A 16,656-nucleotide genomic window follows, 5' to 3' on the forward strand; every position below is an offset into this window, starting at 1 on the left:
GGGCGCGAGCGCAGCCACTCCACGTCGGGGGTGAGCGTGGCGGCGCGGCGCGCGGCCCAGTCGGGAGCGGTGGCGACGACGGCGCCCGCCGCGTCGTACAGCGCCGCCCAGCCGTCGACCTGCGCGGCGAGCGCGGCGAGCAGCCCTTCCGGGCCGCCCGCGAGCGCCTGCTTGGTGAGTTCGCGCTGCGCGGCGAAGCCCGCCGTCACCGACTTGTACTGATCGGCCGCGATCGCCGCCGAGACCGCTTTGCTGATCGCCAGGAAGGGCGTACGGCGCGGCACTTCGAGCAGCGGCAGACCCTCGTCGGACGCGGCGGAGACCAGCGCGTCCGGGATGTCCTCGTAATTGACCCCGACCGCGAAGCCGAGCCCGATCACACCCGCGTCCACGAGGCGCTTCACATAGCTGCGCATCGCGTCGTGGTCCTCGGCGTCCAGTTTGAGCGCCGTGATCAGCAGCAGCTCGCCGCCTTCCATGTACGGGACGGGGTCGGCGAGTTCGCTGACATGGGCCCAGCGCACCGGGGTGTCCAGCCGGTCCTCACCTGCGCGCACGCGGAGCTTGAGCGCGGAGTGATGGACGAGCGAGGCGAGCGTGGGCGGCATGGGCCTTCCGGAATTCCTGGGCGGGACGAGGCAGCGGGACGAGACAGGAGAACGAGGCAGGAGAACGAGGCAGGAGAACGAGGCAGCGGGACGAGGGACTGGGACGAGAGGCCGGAATGAGTGACTGCGGTCAGGGACTGGGGCGACTTGTCGGCTTTTGGCCGGGACGTATGAAGCGGGTACCGCAATTCTGCCTCAGTGTATGGACAACTTGTGCGCCCCGTGGCGATTCTGTGCTGCTGCGGTGGGAGCGCGGGCTGTTGCTGTGCGATTCCGGGCGGCTGCTGTGCGATCGCGTGCGCATCGGTCATCCGCCGGTGCCGGGGACACGAAGGGGCGGACGGCATGGGCAGACGCGGGGGCCGAGGGGGTTCGTCCGGGGGCCGGGGAGATTCGTCCGGAGGCCAGGGGAATGCGTCCGGAGGCCAGGGCGACTCGTCGATACCGGACGAGGAGTGGGAACGGTTTCTGCGCGAGTCCGAGGCGGGCGCCGCACCCGCCCCCGCGGAGCCCTCCGCCCGGGCCCGCCAGGTGGCGGCCCGGCTGCGCGACTCCCCGGAGCCCGGCGCCTGGCGTACGGGACCGGCGGCCGGGCCGAGGCGCGGTCGCGCCAAGAGGTGGGGATACGCCGCGGCGATCGCGGGCTCGGTCGCGGTGCTGCTCTTCGCCATGAAGCCCTCGCTGCTCACCGGCGGCGATCCGGAACCGCAGCCCTCCGAGGCCCTTCCCGCCGAGACCGCGCCGCCCGAGAGCGCGCCGCCGCCGGTCGATCCGCAGACCCCGACACTGGCGGAACCGTTCCGGGGATCGCCCGCCGCGCAGTGGGCCGACGGCACCGAAGGCGTGCACGTCCCCGTGGCACGGGCCACCGCCTGGATGAGCGCGGCCGAGGTGACCCAGGCCCTCGTGCTCGCCCGGGAGTTCCTCGCGGCGACGAACCTGGACCGCGAAGTGCTCTACGGGGAGCGTCCCGCCAAGGCGATCGCGCTGATCAATCCGCACCAGCCGGATATGCGGCAGACCATGGACAGGGCGCTGCGCAAACCGAGCGAAGAGGACGACCCGAGGAACTTGATCACCCGCTTCCACCCGTTCAAGACGAAGCTCGTCGGCGACGTCGTGAAGACCCGGGGGCGGCTGACCTACGCGGAAGGCAACAGGGGCGACCTCGTGGTGACCGCCGATGTCACGCTCGTCTACCCGGTCACCACGGTCGAAGAAGGCGACGACGAGGTGCGGCGCGTGATCATCCGCCGCGAGCTGGTCCTGAGCTGGGACGACCCGACCAAGTGGCAGACCGCGCCGGGAACCTTCACCCTGCTCGACTACGGCGCGGAGTACACCAACGCGGGCTGCGACGGCGAGATCACCGGGTACTTCGAGCCCTCGTTCAAGCGCGCCCCCGCCTCCGGCACCCCGAGCGCCACCACGAGCGTCGATCCGTACGACCGTTCCGCACCGATGCAGGAGGCGGGCGAGTCGGAGGGGTGCCAGGCGGCCAGCCGGACGTAAGCAACCCGGGGCGCCACCCCCAGATCCCGGACGCAGGAACTCCGGGGCGCTACCCCCGCAGATCCACCAGCAGCGGCGGCGCGTGCTCCCCGCGCACCGTCGTCAGGGAGAGCACCGCATGCCCCGGCGGCACGGCGTGGGCGAGCTCGGAGGCCGACCAGCGTTCGCGCTCCACCTGGCGGACCGTGACGGACTGGGCGGTCGGCGCCTTGCCGGTGATGACCTTCCGTACGAAATGGGAGACCTTCGTCAGCGGCTCGTCGGCGACGATCTGCCGGTCGGTGACATCGCGCGCCTCGATCCACTCCTTGCCCCAGACCTCCGCGAACTGCTGCCCGTCCCACGGCGTCACACCGCTGAGCGCCATCCGGCAGCCGGCCGCGCCGAGCAGGGCGGTGCGCAGCGGAGGGGCGACCTCGTCGAGCGTACGGAGGGTGAGGACGGTGCCCGCGTTCGCCGACCTCAGCCGCTGGATGCCGCGGACCGCCTCGGGCGTGATGGTGCGCGCCGCGTCGTCGAGGATCAGGCAGGCGAACAGCGAGCGGTCCTCGCGGTGCGCGGCGCTCGCGGTGAACTGCGCGAGGACCAGGCGCGCCAGGATCCGCGAGGCGTCCGCGTGACCGCGTTCGGGCAGGTCGATCCGGACGCGTACGGGGTGGTCGAGGGCGCGCAGCGAGAACGGCCGGCTCTGCCCCGTCGTATCGAAGAAGCCCGCGAAGGCCGGGCGGTCGAGGAGCGCGACCCGGTCGGCGAGCAGGGATCCGGGGTCGCCGGAGGCGCCCGACTGCCGCTCGCGGGCGTCGAGTTCACGCAGCATGGGCTCGTCGCCGGTCTCGTCGAGGGCCTTGCGCAGCTCCTCGAAAGGACCCGGCGCCCCGTCGAGGAGTTCCCGCAGCTCCGGTACGGAGGGGAAACGGCCGTGCACGGCCCGGTAGGGGCCGAGGAGCTGGGCCAGGACCGTGGCCGAGCGGCGGCTGTCGCCGCCCGGGTGCGGGTCGGCGAGATCGCCGACGAGGGCCTCGGCGAGTACGGCGGCGGCCTCGTCGGGGTCGGTCGTGCCGCCGTAGAGGTCGAAGTCGTACTCGGAGTCGGGGTGGCCGATACGGATCACCACGTCGTAGTTCTCCGCGGGCCCGAGCCCGACGCCTGCCGCGCCGACGACCACCACGGCCGCGCGCCCCGCGAGGGCGCCCAGGCACAGGGCCTCGGCGAGCGGGCGGATCACGCTGCCGGTCTTGCCGGAGCCCGACGGGCCGACGGCGAGGAAGCTGGTGCCGAGCAGTTCGGGGCCGAGCGCGAGTCCTGTGCCGCGATAGGCATACGGGTTGCGCTGGTCGTCCGCCGCCTTGCCGAGGCGGACCTGGCCGGTGCGCAGGTCGTGACGGGCGGTGCGGGTGCTGAGATCGCGCGCGCCGGAGGGGTGCAGGCAGGCGGCGGCGCCGTCGCTGAGCACGGCGCGGGTGAAGGTGTCGAGGGGGTGACGGCCGGAACGCACCGACTGCCAGGCCCGCTCGATCCGCGCCAGGTCGACATCCCGCATCCGTCCCGCACCGGCCTCGGCCGCCAGCTTGTCGGCCGCTTCGGCGGCGCCGGCGGCGCGGAGGTGGGGCCAGCGGGCCGGGTCCTCCTGAGGAGCGGCGGCCGGGGCCTGGCGGGGTTCGGGGCGCTTGAAGCGGGGTGCGGCATAGCGGCGCCAGACCTCGGACCAGCGGCCGAGGCGGCCGACGGCGACCATGATGCCGAAGGCGATCAAGGCGTAGTACGCGTACCAGACCACGGTGACGGTGAACTGGTCGTCCCCTGAGCGCCAGGAGTCAGGGGTGACCAGCTCCAGGGGCACGACCCACCAGCCGCCGAGGTAGCCGTTCCACAGCAGGGACCACACGAGCCAGCCGCACAGGAACGCGATCAGTGCGCCGCTGAGCAGCTGCCGCCCCGGGATCAGCTCCGGCTCCTCGGCCGGCCGCGGGCGGTGCCCCAGGCGCCAGATGCCGGGCAGGGCGGTGGGGCGGGGGGCGCGGAGCCAGGTGAGGAACTCGGCGGCGCGGGACTGCTGGGGGGCGGCGGGTGCGGGCGGGGTGCTGCCGGGCGTGTGCGTGGGGCGTGGTGGCGGCACCGGTGTGTTGCGCGTGGCGCGCGGCTCCTGCGGTCCCTGGGTGTCCATGGCCCTTGCCCCCTGACCTGGCGGTCTGTTGGTCGTGTGCGAGGCCTCAATTTAGTCGGCACGCATGGGGAGTTCACGGTTCCGCGCCACCTTGATGCGAGTCGGCGCCTGTTTCTTCTTCCCCGATCCGGCCCCTGCCCGAAACGCGCACCGCCCGGCGGGGCCGCTGCCCCGGCACCCCGCCGCCGAGGACAACAACACCCGCGTACTTCTCCAGCACGGAGCATGCCCCGACCCGCCCCCCGCCCCTAGCCTGCGAAGGAGAACAACCGCGTCCGAAACCCCCACATCGCCCAAGGAGCCCCTCATGAGCGCAATTCCGCAGGAGCGCCGCGTCGTCACCGCCATCCCCGGTCCGAAGTCGCAGGAGCTGCAGGCCCGGCGTACCGCAGCCGTCGCGGGCGGCGTGGGGTCCGTGCTGCCCGTGTTCACCGCGCGCGCCGGCGGCGGCATCATCGAGGACGTCGACGGCAACCGTCTGATCGACTTCGGCTCCGGCATCGCCGTGACCAGCGTCGGCGCCTCCGCCGAGGCCGTCGTCCGCAAGGCCTCCGCCCAGCTGCAGGACTTCACGCACACCTGCTTCATGGTCACGCCGTACGAGGGCTACGTGGCCGTCGCCGAGGCGCTCGCCGAGCTCACCCCGGGCGACCACGCCAAGAAGTCCGCGCTGTTCAACTCCGGCGCCGAGGCCGTCGAGAACGCCGTCAAGATCGCCCGCGCGTACACCAAGCGCCAGGCCGTCGTCGTCTTCGACCACGGCTACCACGGCCGCACCAACCTCACGATGGCGCTGACCGCCAAGAACATGCCGTACAAGCACGGCTTCGGCCCGTTCGCCCCCGAGGTCTACCGCGTCCCGGTCGCGTACGGCTACCGCTGGCCGACCGGCCCCGAGAACGCCGGTGCCGAGGCCTCCGCCCAGGCCATCGACATGATCAACAAGCAGGTCGGGGCCGAGAACGTCGCCGCGATCATCATCGAGCCGGTACTCGGCGAGGGCGGCTTCATCGAGCCGGCCAAGGGTTTCCTGCCCGCGATCGCCCAGTTCGCCAAGGACAACGGCATCGTGTTCGTCGCCGACGAGATCCAGTCCGGCTTCTGCCGTACCGGCGAGTGGTTCGCGTGTGACGACGAGGGCGTCGTGCCCGACCTGATCACCACGGCCAAGGGCATCGCCGGCGGTCTGCCGCTCGCCGCGGTCACGGGCCGCGCCGAGATCATGGACGCCCCGCACGCGGGCGGCCTCGGCGGTACGTACGGCGGCAACCCGGTGGCCTGCGCCGGTGCGCTCGGCGCGATCGAGACCATGAAGGAGCTCGACCTCAACGCCAAGGCGAAGAAGATCGAGCAGGTCATGAAGGCCCGCCTCACCGCGATCCAGGACAAGTACGAGATCGTCGGCGACATCCGCGGCCGCGGCGCCATGATCGCCATCGAGCTGGTGAAGGACCCGGCCACGAAGGAGCCCAACGCCGAGGCGACGGCCGCCCTGGCCAAGGCCTGCCACGCGGAGGGGCTGCTCGTCCTCACCTGCGGCACGTACGGCAACGTCCTGCGTTTCCTGCCGCCGCTGGTCATCGGCGAGGACCTCCTGAACGAGGGCCTGGACATCCTCGAGCAGGCCTTCGCCCGGATCTGACCCGGTATCAGCGGGATATCCGCCTCCGGATGCGTCCCTCCATGTGTGGACGTTTCCGGATGCGGACCCGCGGACCTGGGGTAACAGTCAGAGCTTGTGAAGACCCTGTGCGGGGGCGATGGCGGGATGTCATTCCGCCTGTCGCACCCGCACCCCCAGGCGTAGGTTTTTCCCAGATGAGAGAAACACCCCGCCCGCAGGGGACTGCGGGCGATTCCGGCGCGGAGCCTCCCCAGCCCCGTTCCGGACGTGCCCTCGCGCACACGGTCGGAGTCCCAGGCTCCGGCGAACCTCATAGATCGGACGGCCGCCCGCCCCAAACCCCCCGGGGCGCGCGGCACACCGGTCCAATCGGCCGTCCCGGAACCACCCCCCCTGTTCCGGGACGGCCGACTCTTCTTCTCGCGACCGTTCTCGCGGCCCTCTTCGCCCTCTTCACCTGGCAAGTCGTCACTGACGGTCCGCTGCGGCGGCTCGACGAGCGGGTCGGGAACGCGATCAGGACCGGCGGCTTCCCGCGCGGGCTCGCGGAGTTCTTCGCCGATCTCGGCAATATCGCGGTGGCGGTCCCGGTGCTCGGCGCGGCAGTCCTCTGGACCACCCTCAAGACCAGACCGGCATGGGTGCCCCAGCTCGCCGCCGCGCTCGCGCTCGCGGCCGTGCCCGCCCTGGTCGTGCCGCTCAAAGCGCTGATCGACCGCCCGGGCCCGCCCGGTATGGACGGATCCGGCGGCTTCTACCCGTCGGGCCATGCGGCCACGACGATCGTGGCGTACGGAGCGGCGGCCCTCCTGCTCCGTACGCACACCCGCTTCGGGCGCCGACTGATCGCCGCCTGCGCCCTTGTGGTGGCGACGAACGGCTTCGGTCTCGTACGGCAGGGCTACCACTGGCCCCTGGACGTGCTGGCGAGCTGGTGTCTGGGCGGCCTCATCCTGACCGCGCTCGCTTTCGTCGTACGGAACGGACATGCGGAAAGGGCAGGTCGGCGCGCAGTGCGTGAATGACCGGAAAGGTACGCGCCTGCCCCTTCAGTGCCGGCCCGGGTTCCTTCACTCGTCCCGTGCGATCCCGGCCGCCGCCTCGTGCATCGCCAGCTCGAGGAGCCCCGGGTCGATGAGGGTTCCGGAGCCGTCCGGCGGGATGAGCCAGCGGACTCCGCTGCCGGTCGCGCGGCCCGGGTACGGGACGACGATCCAGGTGCCGTGCCCGGCGCCCCGTACGCCGGTGCCGACCCAGCGGCCCGCCGTGCCCGCGGGCACGAAAAAACCCATCCTCGCGTCGCCGAAGTCGGCGAGGACGGGTCCTGGTCGGTCGAGGCAGCGGGTGAGGATGTCGAGCGTGGGGTAGCCGAGCTCGCCCGGCAGGATCAGTACGTCCCAGAGCCTGCCCGCCGGGAGGAGAGCGATCCCATGGGGGTTGCGCTCCCACTCCCAGCGGCAGGCCTCGGGATCCGGTGCGACCGAAACGAGCCATTCGACTGCCGCCTTAGCCCCGGTGCCGGTCATGGCGGGGCCTCCTTTTCGTGTGCGTGGCTGGGCCTGACACGAAGGAGAGCGGCGAGGGGCGACTTGCTTACGCGGGTTTCGCTACTTGTTGGTAGTGAAGCGGGTCACACGGCGCATTGGACCGGCGCAACCGCCGTCGCGGCCGGCGCCGCCTCAGCTGTCGAAGCCGAATCCCAGGCGGTCCATGACCTTCAACCACGCGTTGCGGCGGCCCCCGTTGAGGTCCGCGCGGGCCAGGGACCGCTTGGTGAGCTCGATGCCCGTCCAGGCGAAGGGCTCGGGCGGGAACGGCAGCGGCTTGCTGCGGACCATCTCGAGGTCGGTGCGCTCGGTGCGCTCCCCCGCGAGCAGATCGAGCATCACCTCGGCGCCGAAGCGGGAGGCGCCCACGCCGAGTCCCGTATAGCCGGCCGCGTACGCGACCCGTCCCTTGTGGGCCGTGCCGAAGAAGGCCGAGAAGCGGGTGCAGGTGTCGATCGCGCCGCCCCAGGCGTGGCTGAAGCGCAGCCCTGCCAGCTGCGGGAAGCAGGTGAAGAAGTGTTCGGCGAGCTTCGCGAAGGTCTCGGGCCGCTGGTCGTACTCGTCGCGGACCTTCCCGCCGTACGGATAGATCGCGTCGTAACCGCCCCACAGGATGCGGTTGTCGGCGGAGAGCCGGAAGTAGTGGAACTGGTTGGCGGAGTCCCCCAGGCCCTGGCGTCCTTGCCAGCCGATCGACGCGAGCTGCTCGTCGGTCAGGGGTTCGGTCATCAGGGCGTAGTCGTAGACCGGGACCGTGTACGGCCGCATCCGGCGGACCAGGGACGGGAAGACGTTGGTGCCGAGCGCCACGTCGCGGGCGAAGATCCGCCCGTAGGGGGTGCGGACCGCCATGCCCTCGGCGGTGCGGGCCAGTTCGGTGGCCCGGGTGTGCTCGTAGATGCGTACGCCCAGGTCGAGGCAGGCCTGCTTGAGGCCCCAGGCGAGACGGGCCGGGTGCAGCATGGCCACGCCGTCGCGGTCGTGGAGGCCGCCGAGGAAGGTCGGTGAGTCGACCTCGGCGCGCATGGCGTCGGCGTCCAGAAGGGAGACGTTGCCTTCGAGGCCGAGCTCCTTCAGCTCCTCGTACATCTCGGCGAGTTCGGCCACCTGGTGCGGTTCGGTGGCGACGTCGATCTCGCCGGTGCGCTCGAAGTCGCAGTCGATCCCGTAGCGCTTCACGGCCTCCTCGATGGCGTCGAGGTTGCGCGCGCCCAGCTGTTCGAGCAGGCCGATCTCGCGGGGCCAGCGGGCGAGCCCGTTGCCCAGACCGTGGGTCAGGGACGCGGCGCAGAAGCCTCCGTTGCGGCCCGAGGCGGCCCAGGCGATCTCTCGCGCCTCGACCAGGACCACCTCGCGCTCGGGGTGCCGCTCCTTGGCGATCAGGGCGGTCCACAGTCCGCTGTAGCCGCCGCCGACGACGAGCAGTTCGCACCGCTCGTCGCCGGTCAGGGCGGGGAGTGCGTCCGGTCGGCCGGGGTCGTCGAGCCAGTACGAGACGGGCTTGGCGTCCGCGAGCGATGCCAGGATGTCCTTGCGGCTCACGGCTTGCGTGGTGCTGCTCATGGCACGTGGGGCCATGATTTCCAACTCCCTTGCAGGCTCCCGTGGACGGGGGCCTATGCGTGCTTCTTCCGGCGGTTCCCGACCAGGATTCCGGCCAGGACGCAGATCACGGCGATGGCGAACATCGCCGTGCCGATGACATTGATCTGCACGGGTGTGCCGCGCTGCGCCGAGCCCCAGACGAACATCGGGAAGGTCACGGTCGAGCCGGCGTTGAAGTTGGTGATGATGAAGTCGTCGAAGGACAGGGCGAAGGCGAGCAGGGCGCCGGCCGCGATGCCGGGTGCCGCGATCGGCAGCGTGACCCGTACGAAGGTCTGCACGGGGCCCGCGTACAGGTCCTGCGCCGCCTGCTCCAGGCGCGGGTCCATCGACATCACGCGCGCCTTGACCGCCGTGACCACGAAGCTCAGGCAGAACATGATGTGCGCGATGAGGATGGTCCAGAAGCCCAGCTGGACGCCCATGTTGAGGAAGAGCGTGAGCAGCGAGGCGGCCATGACGACCTCGGGCATGGCCATGGGCAGGAAGATCAGCGAGTTCACGGCGCCGCGGGCGCGGAAGCGGTAGCGGGCGAGCGCGAAGGCGATGGCCGTGCCGAGCGCGGTGGCGCCGAGCGTGGACCAGAGCGCGATCTGCAGGCTGAGCGAGAGCGATCCGCACATGTCGGCGACCCCGCAGGGGTCCGACCAGGCTTCCGTGGAGAACTCCTGCCAGGCGTAGTTGAACTTGCCCTTCGGCTTGTTGAAGGAGAAGACCAGGACGATGACGTTCGGCAGGATCAGGAAGGCGAGCGTCGCAAGTCCTGCGAGGACGACGAGGTTGCGGCGTATCCACCGCGTGACGGCGGTCATCAGACCAGGTCCTCCGTTCCGGCCCGGCGGATGTAGAGCGTGACCATGATCAGGATCGCGGCCATCAGGATGAAGGAGAGCGCGGCGGCCGTCGGGTAGTCGAGGACCGTGAGGAACTGCGACTGGATGACGTTGCCGACCATCTTCTCGCTGGTGGAGCCGAGGAGTTGGGCGTTGACGTAGTCGCCGCTCGCCGGGATGAAGGTGAGCAGGGTGCCGGAGACGACACCGGGCAGCGACAGCGGGAAGGTCACGCGGCGGAAGGTGGTGAAGGGCCGCGCGTAGAGGTCGCCGGCCGCCTCGTGCAGCCTGCCGTCGATCCGCTCGAGTGAGGTGTACAGCGGCAGGATCATGAACGGCAGGAAGTTGTACGTGAGTCCGCAGACCACGGCGAGCGGGGTGGCGAGCACCCGGTCGCCCTCGGTCAGGCCGATCGTGCTGGTGAGGTCCAGGATGCGCAGGGAGTCGAGTGTGGAGACCACCCAGCCGCCGTCCGCGAGGATCGTCTTCCAGGCGAGCGTACGGATCAGGAAGCTGGTGAAGAACGGCGCGATCACCAGGATGAGGACCAGGTTGCGCCAGCGGCCCGCCTTGAACGCGATGAGGTACGCGAGCGGATAGCCGAGCAGCAGGCACAGGACCGTGGCGATGCCCGCGTACAGGACCGAGCGCAGGAACTGCGGCCAGTACTCGCCGAGCGCGTCCAGATAGGTCTGGAAGTGCCAGGTGACCTCGTACCCCTTCTCCAGGGAGCCGGTCTGCACCGAGGTCGAGGCCTGGTAGAGCATCGGCAGCGCGAAGAAGACGAGCAGCCAGAGCAGGCCGGGGAGCAGCAGCCAGTAGGGCGTGAAGCGGCCGCGCTTCTTGCGGGGCTTCGCGGGAGGCTCGACGGGCGCCGTGGGCGGCGCGTCGGCGACCGTCGTCATGCGGTCACCTCTTCTTCCGTACCCGCGGCTTCAGCGGTCCCGGCAAGCAGGGACTGGGCGGCGTCGAGTCCGAAGCTGTGCTCAGGGTTCCAGTGCAGGACGACCTCGGCGCCGGGCGTGAGCCGGCCGTCGCGCTCGACGTTCTGCGCGTACACCTCGAAGGCGTCGCAGACGGGCGAGTCGATGACGTACTGCGTGGAGACGCCGATGAAGCTGCTCTGCGCGATCTTTCCGGTGATGCGGTTGCGGCCCTCGGGGATCGTGCCCGCCTCGTCGGCGTGGGTGAGCGCGATCTTCTCGGGGCGTACGCCGAGCAGCACCTTGCCGCCGGTGCGGGTGTCGGCGCTGGTGCGCGCGGTCGGCAGGGACAGCTTGGCGTCGCCCGCCTTCACCACCAGACGGTCGCCGTCCTTGGCTGCGACCTCGGTGGTGATGAGGTTGGACGTGCCGAGGAAGTTGGCGACGAAGGTGGACTGCGGGTTCTCGTAGAGGTCGGCCGGCGAGCCGAGCTGCTCGACCCGGCCCGCGTTCATCACGGCGACCTGGTCGGCCATCGTCATGGCCTCCTCCTGGTCGTGCGTGACATGCACGAACGTGATGCCCACCTCGGTCTGGATGCGCTTGAGTTCGAGCTGCATCTGGCGGCGCAGCTTGAGGTCGAGGGCGCCGAGCGGCTCGTCGAGGAGCAGCACCTTGGGGTGGTTGATCAGGGCGCGCGCGACGGCGACGCGCTGCTGCTGGCCGCCGGAGAGCTGGTGCGGCTTCTTGCGCGCGTGGTCGCCGAGCTCGACGAGGTCGAGCATCTCGCCGACCTGCTTCTTGACGGACTTGATGCCGCGCCGGCGCAGACCGAAGGCGATGTTCTCGAAGATGTCGAGGTGCGGGAAGAGGGCGTACGACTGGAAGACCGTGTTCACCGGACGCTTGTACGGCGGCAGCGAGGTCACGTCCTGGTCGCCGAGGTGCACGGTGCCGGAGCTGGGGTCCTCCAGGCCGGCGATCATGCGCAGCGTGGTGGTCTTGCCGCAGCCGGAGGCGCCGAGCAGGGCGAAGAACGAGCCCTGCGGGACGGTGAGATCGAGCGGGTGGACGGCCGTGAAGGAGCCGTAGGTCTTGGCTATCCCGGAGAGGCGGACATCGCCGCGGGTGGTGTCAGTCATGGCGTACCTACAAAGGGGTTCAGAGGGGCGGGAGCACACGAGGGAGCACGCGGGGGACGACGCTCACGCGCCGGTGAGCGCGGGGCTCGGGCGCCGGTGGGCACAAGACTCAGGCGCCGGTGAGCTTGGCGAACTTCTCCTCGTACGTCGACTCCTCTTTGCTGCTCAAGGAGCGGAAGGAGTTCGAGCGGGCGGCCATCTCCTTGTCCGGGACGATCAGCGGGTCGTTGGCCAGCTCCTCGTCGATCTTGGCGAGTTCGGGCTTCACGCCCTCGACCGGGCACACATAGCTGATCCACGCGGCCAGCTCGGCGGCGACCGGCAGCTGGTAGTAGTGGTCGATCAGGAGTTCCGCGTTGGTCTTGTGCCGGGCCTTGTTGGGGATCAGCAGGTTGTCCGAGGAGGTGTGGTAGCCGCTCTCCGGGATGTGGAACTTGATGTCCGGGTTGTCCGCCTGCAGCTGCACCACGTCGCCCGCCCAGGCCAGACAGGCCGCGAGGTCGCCCTTGTCGAGGTCGCCGGTGTAGTCGTTGCCGGTGAAGCGGCGGATCTGCTTGTTGTCGACGGCCTTCTGGAGGCGGGCGATGGCCGCGTCGTAGTCGTCGTCCTTGAAGGACCCGATGTCCTTGCCCATGTCGAGCATCGTCATGCCGACGGTGTCGCGCATCTCGGTGAGGAAGCCGACCTTGCCCTTGAGCTTGGGGTCGTCGAGCATCTGCGAGACCGAGGTGACCTCGCGTCCGCCGGTGGCCTTCGCGTTGTACGCGATGACGGTGGCGATGCCCGTCCAGGGGAACGAGTACGCGCGTCCCGGGTCCCAGTCGGGGTCGCGGAACTGCGGGGCCAGGTTGGCGAACGCGTTCGGCATGTTGGCGTGGTCGAGCTTCTGCACCCAGCCGAAGCGGATGAGGCGCGCGGCCAGCCAGTCGGTCACGCAGATCAGGTCGCGGCCGGTGTCCTGACCGGCGGCGAGCTGCGGCTTGATCTTGCCGAAGAACTCGGTGTTGTCGTTGATGTCCTCGGTGTATTTGACCGATATCCCGGTGCGTTTGGTGAACGCCTCGAGGGTGGGGCGGCGGTTCTCGTCCTCGTCGTCGACGTCCATGTACTCGGTCCAGTTGGAGAAGGTGACGCGCTTCTCCTTCTTCGAGTGGTCGTCCGCCGCGACGCCGCCCGGGTTCTTGCTCGCCGCGGGGATGCCGCAGGCGCTGAGCGCCGCGAGACCGCCGACGGTGAGCGCACCCGCGGATGTGGCGCGCAGCATCGCACGCCGGGACATGGCGCCCCTGCCGCTGGTCATGCTGCGCCGCCAGGCGGCGAGTTGGACGGCGGTGGGGCGGTCGGGCTCGTACTGCTCCATGGCGCGTGGTGCCCTTTCGGGAGGATCCCAGTGAGGGAGTCAGCGGCCGCCGGTCAAGCGGCCTGAGGGTTATCGGTCCCCGAAGATCGTGCGGTGCCAGTCCTTCGCGGCCACCGCGGTGTTGTCGTACATGACGTGCTTGACCTGCGTGTACTCCTCGAAGGAGTACGAGGACATGTCCTTGCCGAAGCCGGAGGCCTTGTAGCCGCCGTGCGGCATCTCGCTGATGATCGGGATGTGGTCGTTGATCCACACACAGCCCGCCTTGATCTCGCGGGTGGCGCGGTTCGCCCGGAACACGTCCCGGGTCCAGGCGGAGGCCGCGAGGCCGTACGGGGTGTCGTTGGCAAGGTCCAGGCCCTCGTCGTCGGAGTCGAAGGGCAGCACGACGAGCACCGGGCCGAAGATCTCCGACTGCACGACCTCGCTGTCCTGCGCGGCGTCCGCGATCAGGGTGGGCTGGAAGTAGGCGCCGTCGTTCTTGGGCGCCTCGCCGCCGGTCACGATCCGTGCGTAGCTTTTCGCGCGCTCCACGAAACCGGCGACGCGGTCGCGCTGGGCGTGGCTGATGAGCGGGCCGAGATCGGTGTCCGGGGCGAACGGGTCGCCGAGCCGCACGGTCTCCATCAGCTGCTTCGTACGCTCCACGAAGGCCTCGTACAGCGGCCTTTGGACGTACGCGCGGGTCGCGGCGGTGCAGTCCTGGCCGGTGTTGATCAGAGAGCCGGCGACGGCGCCGTTGGCGGCGGCCTCCAGGTCGGCGTCGTCGAAGACCACGAACGGGGCCTTGCCGCCGAGTTCGAGGTGGATCCGCTTGACGGTGGCGGTGGCCACTTCGGCGACCCGCTTGCCGACGGCGGTGGAGCCGGTGAACGAGGTCATCGCGACATCGGGGTGGGCGACGAGGTGCTCGCCGGCCTCCTTGCCGGTGCCGGTGACGATGTTGATCACGCCGTCGGGGATTCCGGCCGCGGTCGCCGCCTCGGCGAAGAGCAGCGAGGTCAGCGGGGTGATCTCGGCGGGCTTCAGGACGATCGTGTTGCCCGCGGCGACGGCCGGCAGGATCTTCCAGGCGGCCATCTGCAGCGGGTAGTTCCACGGGGCGATGGAACCGACGACGCCGATGGGCTCACGGCGTACGTACGAGGTGTGGTCCCCGCTGTACTCGCCGGCGCTCTGACCCTGGAGGTGGCGGGCGGCACCCGCGAAGAAGGCGGCGTTGTCGACCGTGCCCGGCACGTCGAACTCACGGGTCAGCTTGAGCGGCTTGCCGCACTGCAGCGACTCGGCCCGCGCGAACTCCTCGGCGCGCTCGGCCAGTACGGCAGCGAAACGGTGCAGGGCGTCGGAGCGCTCACCGGGGGTCAGACCGGCCCAGCCCGGGAAGGCGGCCTTGGCGGCGGCGACGGCCTCGTCCACATCCGCCGTGCCGGCGAGTTCGTACGTGTAGACCTCGGCGCCCGTGGCCGGGTCGATCACGCTGTGGGTGCGGCCCGAAGTGCCGGGGCGCAGGGACCCGTTGATGTACTGGGCTCCGGACGCGAGGCGCTCCTGCGCGGGGAACTGAACTGCGTGGGGGTGCGGGTGGTGTGCGGCGTTACTCATCGCGCTCTCCGTAGCTCATCGCGCTCTCTGTAGCTCATCGCGCTTCTCCGTGGCTCCAGGGCTGCCGCGACTCCAGGGCCCGTGACTCCAGGGCTTCCGTGGATCCGGGGGTTTCCGTGGCTCCAGCTCGATTTGAGTGCTGATCCTGACAGAGGTGGGCCCTCTCGCCAAGGGATTCCGTTGTTTCCTTTTGGTTACTCGACGGAATCTGTCGACCAGATGTCGAGTGAGCGGGGAAAACCCAGGACGGACTGTCAGTGGTGCCTGCGAAACTCGCGTGTATGGCTCGGAGCGACAGACGGGGGTGGCCATGGACACGAGTTCCGGACAGGACCTGACCGAGGAGCTTCAGGCGCGGCTCAAGGACGGGGAGCGGGTCAAGTTCCTGCACTTCTGGGGGCATACGGCACCGGCGGACGGGGCGGTGGGCAAGCACGTCCTCAGCCAGTGGTGGCCGGCTCCGTTTGTGGTGGACGGAGTGGAGTACGCGACGGCCGAGCACTGGATGATGGCCGCCAAGGCGCGGCTGTTCGGTGACGCTGACGCGGAGCGCAAGGCGCTGTCCGCGAAGTCGCCCGCGGCCGCGAAGAAGGCCGGGCGCCTGGTGCGCGGCTTCGACGACGCGCTCTGGGAGCGCGAGCGCTTCGGCATCGTGGTCGAGGGCGGTGTCCACAAGTTCGCCGCGCATCCGGAGCTGCGGGAGTACCTGCTCAGGACCGGCGACCGAGTCCTCGTCGAGGCCAGCCCGCTGGACCGCATCTGGGGCATCGGCCTCGCAGCGGACGATGCGCGGGCGGACGACCCCGCGCAGTGGCGGGGGCTCAATCTGCTGGGGTTCGCGTTGATGGAGGCGCGGGGGCGGTTGCGGGGGTGAGGTGGGGCCCCGGATTGGGGGTCCGGGGCTCAGCCCCCTGAGCACTCCACCGCCGCGGAGCGGCGGAGCACCTCGGCCGGCACGGCCGACGCACCCGCTCCGTGAGGAACTACCGCTGTGCCTCGACGTGGATGCGGGAGCCGAAGTCGTAGGGGTCGTCGTCGTACGGGTCGTTGTTGTTGACGACGAAGATGATCAGGAAGAGCACCGCGACCGCCGTCCCCACGCAGCCGCAGATGAGCCCGGCCAGCGCCTGACCGCCGTTGTTCGCCTCGCCCCTGCGGGCCTTTCCACGGCCGATCGCGCCGAAGATGATCGCGAGGATGCCGACGATGATCGCGACGGGCCACAGACAGAAGAGGACGGTGGCGATGATCCCGAGCACCAGGGACGCGGTGCCCATGCCATTGTTCGCGGGCAGCGGCATATGGGGCCAGCCGTAGCCGGGCTGGGCTCCATAGGGCTGCTGCCCGTAGTACGGCGCACCCTGCTGGGGTCCGTAACCGGGGTAGCCGTAGCCCGGGCCGGGGCCCTCGGGCCCGATGGGCGGAGGCGGGACGGCGCCCTCAGGAGTGCCCGCTGCGTACGGGGAGCCGGGGGTCGGTCCGCCCGGGTTCTGCCAGGGGTTGGCGGGGGCCCCGTAGGCCGGGGCCTGAGGCGCACCGGGTCCGCCCGGGCCGGCCGCCGGGCGGTCGAGGCCGTACGGAGTGGTGCTGCCCGGGCCGTCCTCGGCCGGGGGCGCCCAGATGTCGCGCTCGGGGAGGGCGTCTTGGGGCGCGGGGGATGCGGGCGGTGTGGTGTGGGGTGCGGCCGATGCGGGCGGCTCGGTGTGGGGTGCGGGCGGCTCGGCGTGAGCAGC

Annotated in this window: 14 protein-coding genes; 4 read left to right on the forward strand and 10 right to left on the reverse strand. The window is 70.6% G+C overall.

Annotation, left to right across the window (positions count from 1 at the left end):
* A partial coding sequence (locus tag ABT367_RS35480; protein WP_352257406.1) for a PucR family transcriptional regulator ligand-binding domain-containing protein occupies positions 1 to 608 on the reverse strand: 608 nt, incomplete at its 3' end.
* 345 nt (positions 609 to 953) lie between these two features.
* Here ABT367_RS35480 and ABT367_RS35485 point away from each other — a divergent pair.
* Complete coding sequence (locus tag ABT367_RS35485; protein WP_352257407.1) at positions 954 to 2,120, forward strand: hypothetical protein; 1,167 nt, start codon at positions 954 to 956, stop codon at positions 2,118 to 2,120.
* A 49-nt stretch (positions 2,121 to 2,169) separates the two neighbouring features.
* On the opposite strand, the gene ABT367_RS35490 is transcribed toward ABT367_RS35485, so the two are convergent.
* Positions 2,170 to 4,284: an ATP-binding protein gene (locus ABT367_RS35490; protein ID WP_352257408.1), complete on the reverse strand. Its 2,115-nt coding sequence runs from the start codon at positions 4,282 to 4,284 to the stop codon at positions 2,170 to 2,172.
* A 307-nt stretch (positions 4,285 to 4,591) separates the two neighbouring features.
* On the opposite strand from ABT367_RS35490, the gene gabT reads away from it, so the two are divergent.
* Complete coding sequence (gabT, locus tag ABT367_RS35495; protein ID WP_352257409.1) at positions 4,592 to 5,926, forward strand: 4-aminobutyrate--2-oxoglutarate transaminase; 1,335 nt, start codon at positions 4,592 to 4,594, stop codon at positions 5,924 to 5,926.
* A 176-nt stretch (positions 5,927 to 6,102) separates the two neighbouring features.
* Positions 6,103 to 6,933 carry a phosphatase PAP2 family protein gene (locus ABT367_RS35500; RefSeq protein ID WP_352257410.1) on the forward strand — a complete coding sequence of 277 codons (831 nt, stop codon included), beginning with the start codon at positions 6,103 to 6,105 and terminating at the stop codon, positions 6,931 to 6,933.
* Between the two features lie 45 nt (positions 6,934 to 6,978).
* Here ABT367_RS35500 and ABT367_RS35505 read toward each other — a convergent pair whose 3' ends face one another.
* The 7 genes from ABT367_RS35505 to ABT367_RS35535 all read right to left on the reverse strand — a co-directional run bounded on the left by ABT367_RS35505 (position 6,979) and on the right by ABT367_RS35535 (position 14,923).
* Positions 6,979 to 7,434 (reverse strand): hypothetical protein, encoded by a 456-nt coding sequence (locus ABT367_RS35505; protein ID WP_165335994.1) that lies wholly within the window; start codon positions 7,432 to 7,434, stop codon positions 6,979 to 6,981.
* A gap of 153 nt (positions 7,435 to 7,587) precedes the next feature.
* Positions 7,588 to 9,033, reverse strand: coding sequence for an NAD(P)/FAD-dependent oxidoreductase (locus ABT367_RS35510; RefSeq protein ID WP_352257411.1), 1,446 nt, complete (start codon positions 9,031 to 9,033; stop codon positions 7,588 to 7,590).
* 38 nt (positions 9,034 to 9,071) lie between these two features.
* Entirely contained in the window at positions 9,072 to 9,872 is an 801-nt protein-coding gene (locus ABT367_RS35515) for an ABC transporter permease (protein ID WP_352257412.1), read from the reverse strand.
* Positions 9,872 to 10,798 carry an ABC transporter permease gene (locus tag ABT367_RS35520; RefSeq protein WP_352257413.1) on the reverse strand — a complete coding sequence of 309 codons (927 nt, stop codon included), beginning with the start codon at positions 10,796 to 10,798 and terminating at the stop codon, positions 9,872 to 9,874. The genes ABT367_RS35515 and ABT367_RS35520 overlap by 1 nt, the downstream gene beginning before the upstream one ends.
* A complete protein-coding gene (locus tag ABT367_RS35525) occupies positions 10,795 to 11,958 on the reverse strand; it encodes an ABC transporter ATP-binding protein (protein WP_352257414.1) in 1,164 nt (387 codons plus the stop codon). The genes ABT367_RS35520 and ABT367_RS35525 overlap by 4 nt, the downstream gene beginning before the upstream one ends.
* A gap of 109 nt (positions 11,959 to 12,067) precedes the next feature.
* Positions 12,068 to 13,318 (reverse strand): ABC transporter substrate-binding protein, encoded by a 1,251-nt coding sequence (locus ABT367_RS35530; RefSeq protein ID WP_352257415.1) that lies wholly within the window; start codon positions 13,316 to 13,318, stop codon positions 12,068 to 12,070.
* A gap of 69 nt (positions 13,319 to 13,387) precedes the next feature.
* A complete protein-coding gene (locus ABT367_RS35535) occupies positions 13,388 to 14,923 on the reverse strand; it encodes a gamma-aminobutyraldehyde dehydrogenase (RefSeq protein WP_352257416.1) in 1,536 nt (511 codons plus the stop codon).
* Positions 14,924 to 15,233: 310 nt separating this feature from the next.
* On the opposite strand from ABT367_RS35535, the gene ABT367_RS35540 reads away from it, so the two are divergent.
* Positions 15,234 to 15,797, forward strand: a complete 564-nt coding sequence (locus tag ABT367_RS35540; protein WP_352257417.1) for an NADAR family protein — start codon at positions 15,234 to 15,236, stop codon at positions 15,795 to 15,797.
* A 109-nt stretch (positions 15,798 to 15,906) separates the two neighbouring features.
* Here ABT367_RS35540 and ABT367_RS35545 read toward each other — a convergent pair.
* The coding region (locus ABT367_RS35545) for a DUF4190 domain-containing protein (RefSeq protein ID WP_352257418.1) at positions 15,907 to 16,656 on the reverse strand (750 nt) is incomplete at its 5' end.

The sequence above is a fragment of the Streptomyces mesophilus genome (assembly GCF_040300965.1).
Lineage (GTDB): Bacteria > Actinomycetota > Actinomycetes > Streptomycetales > Streptomycetaceae > Streptomyces > Streptomyces mesophilus_A.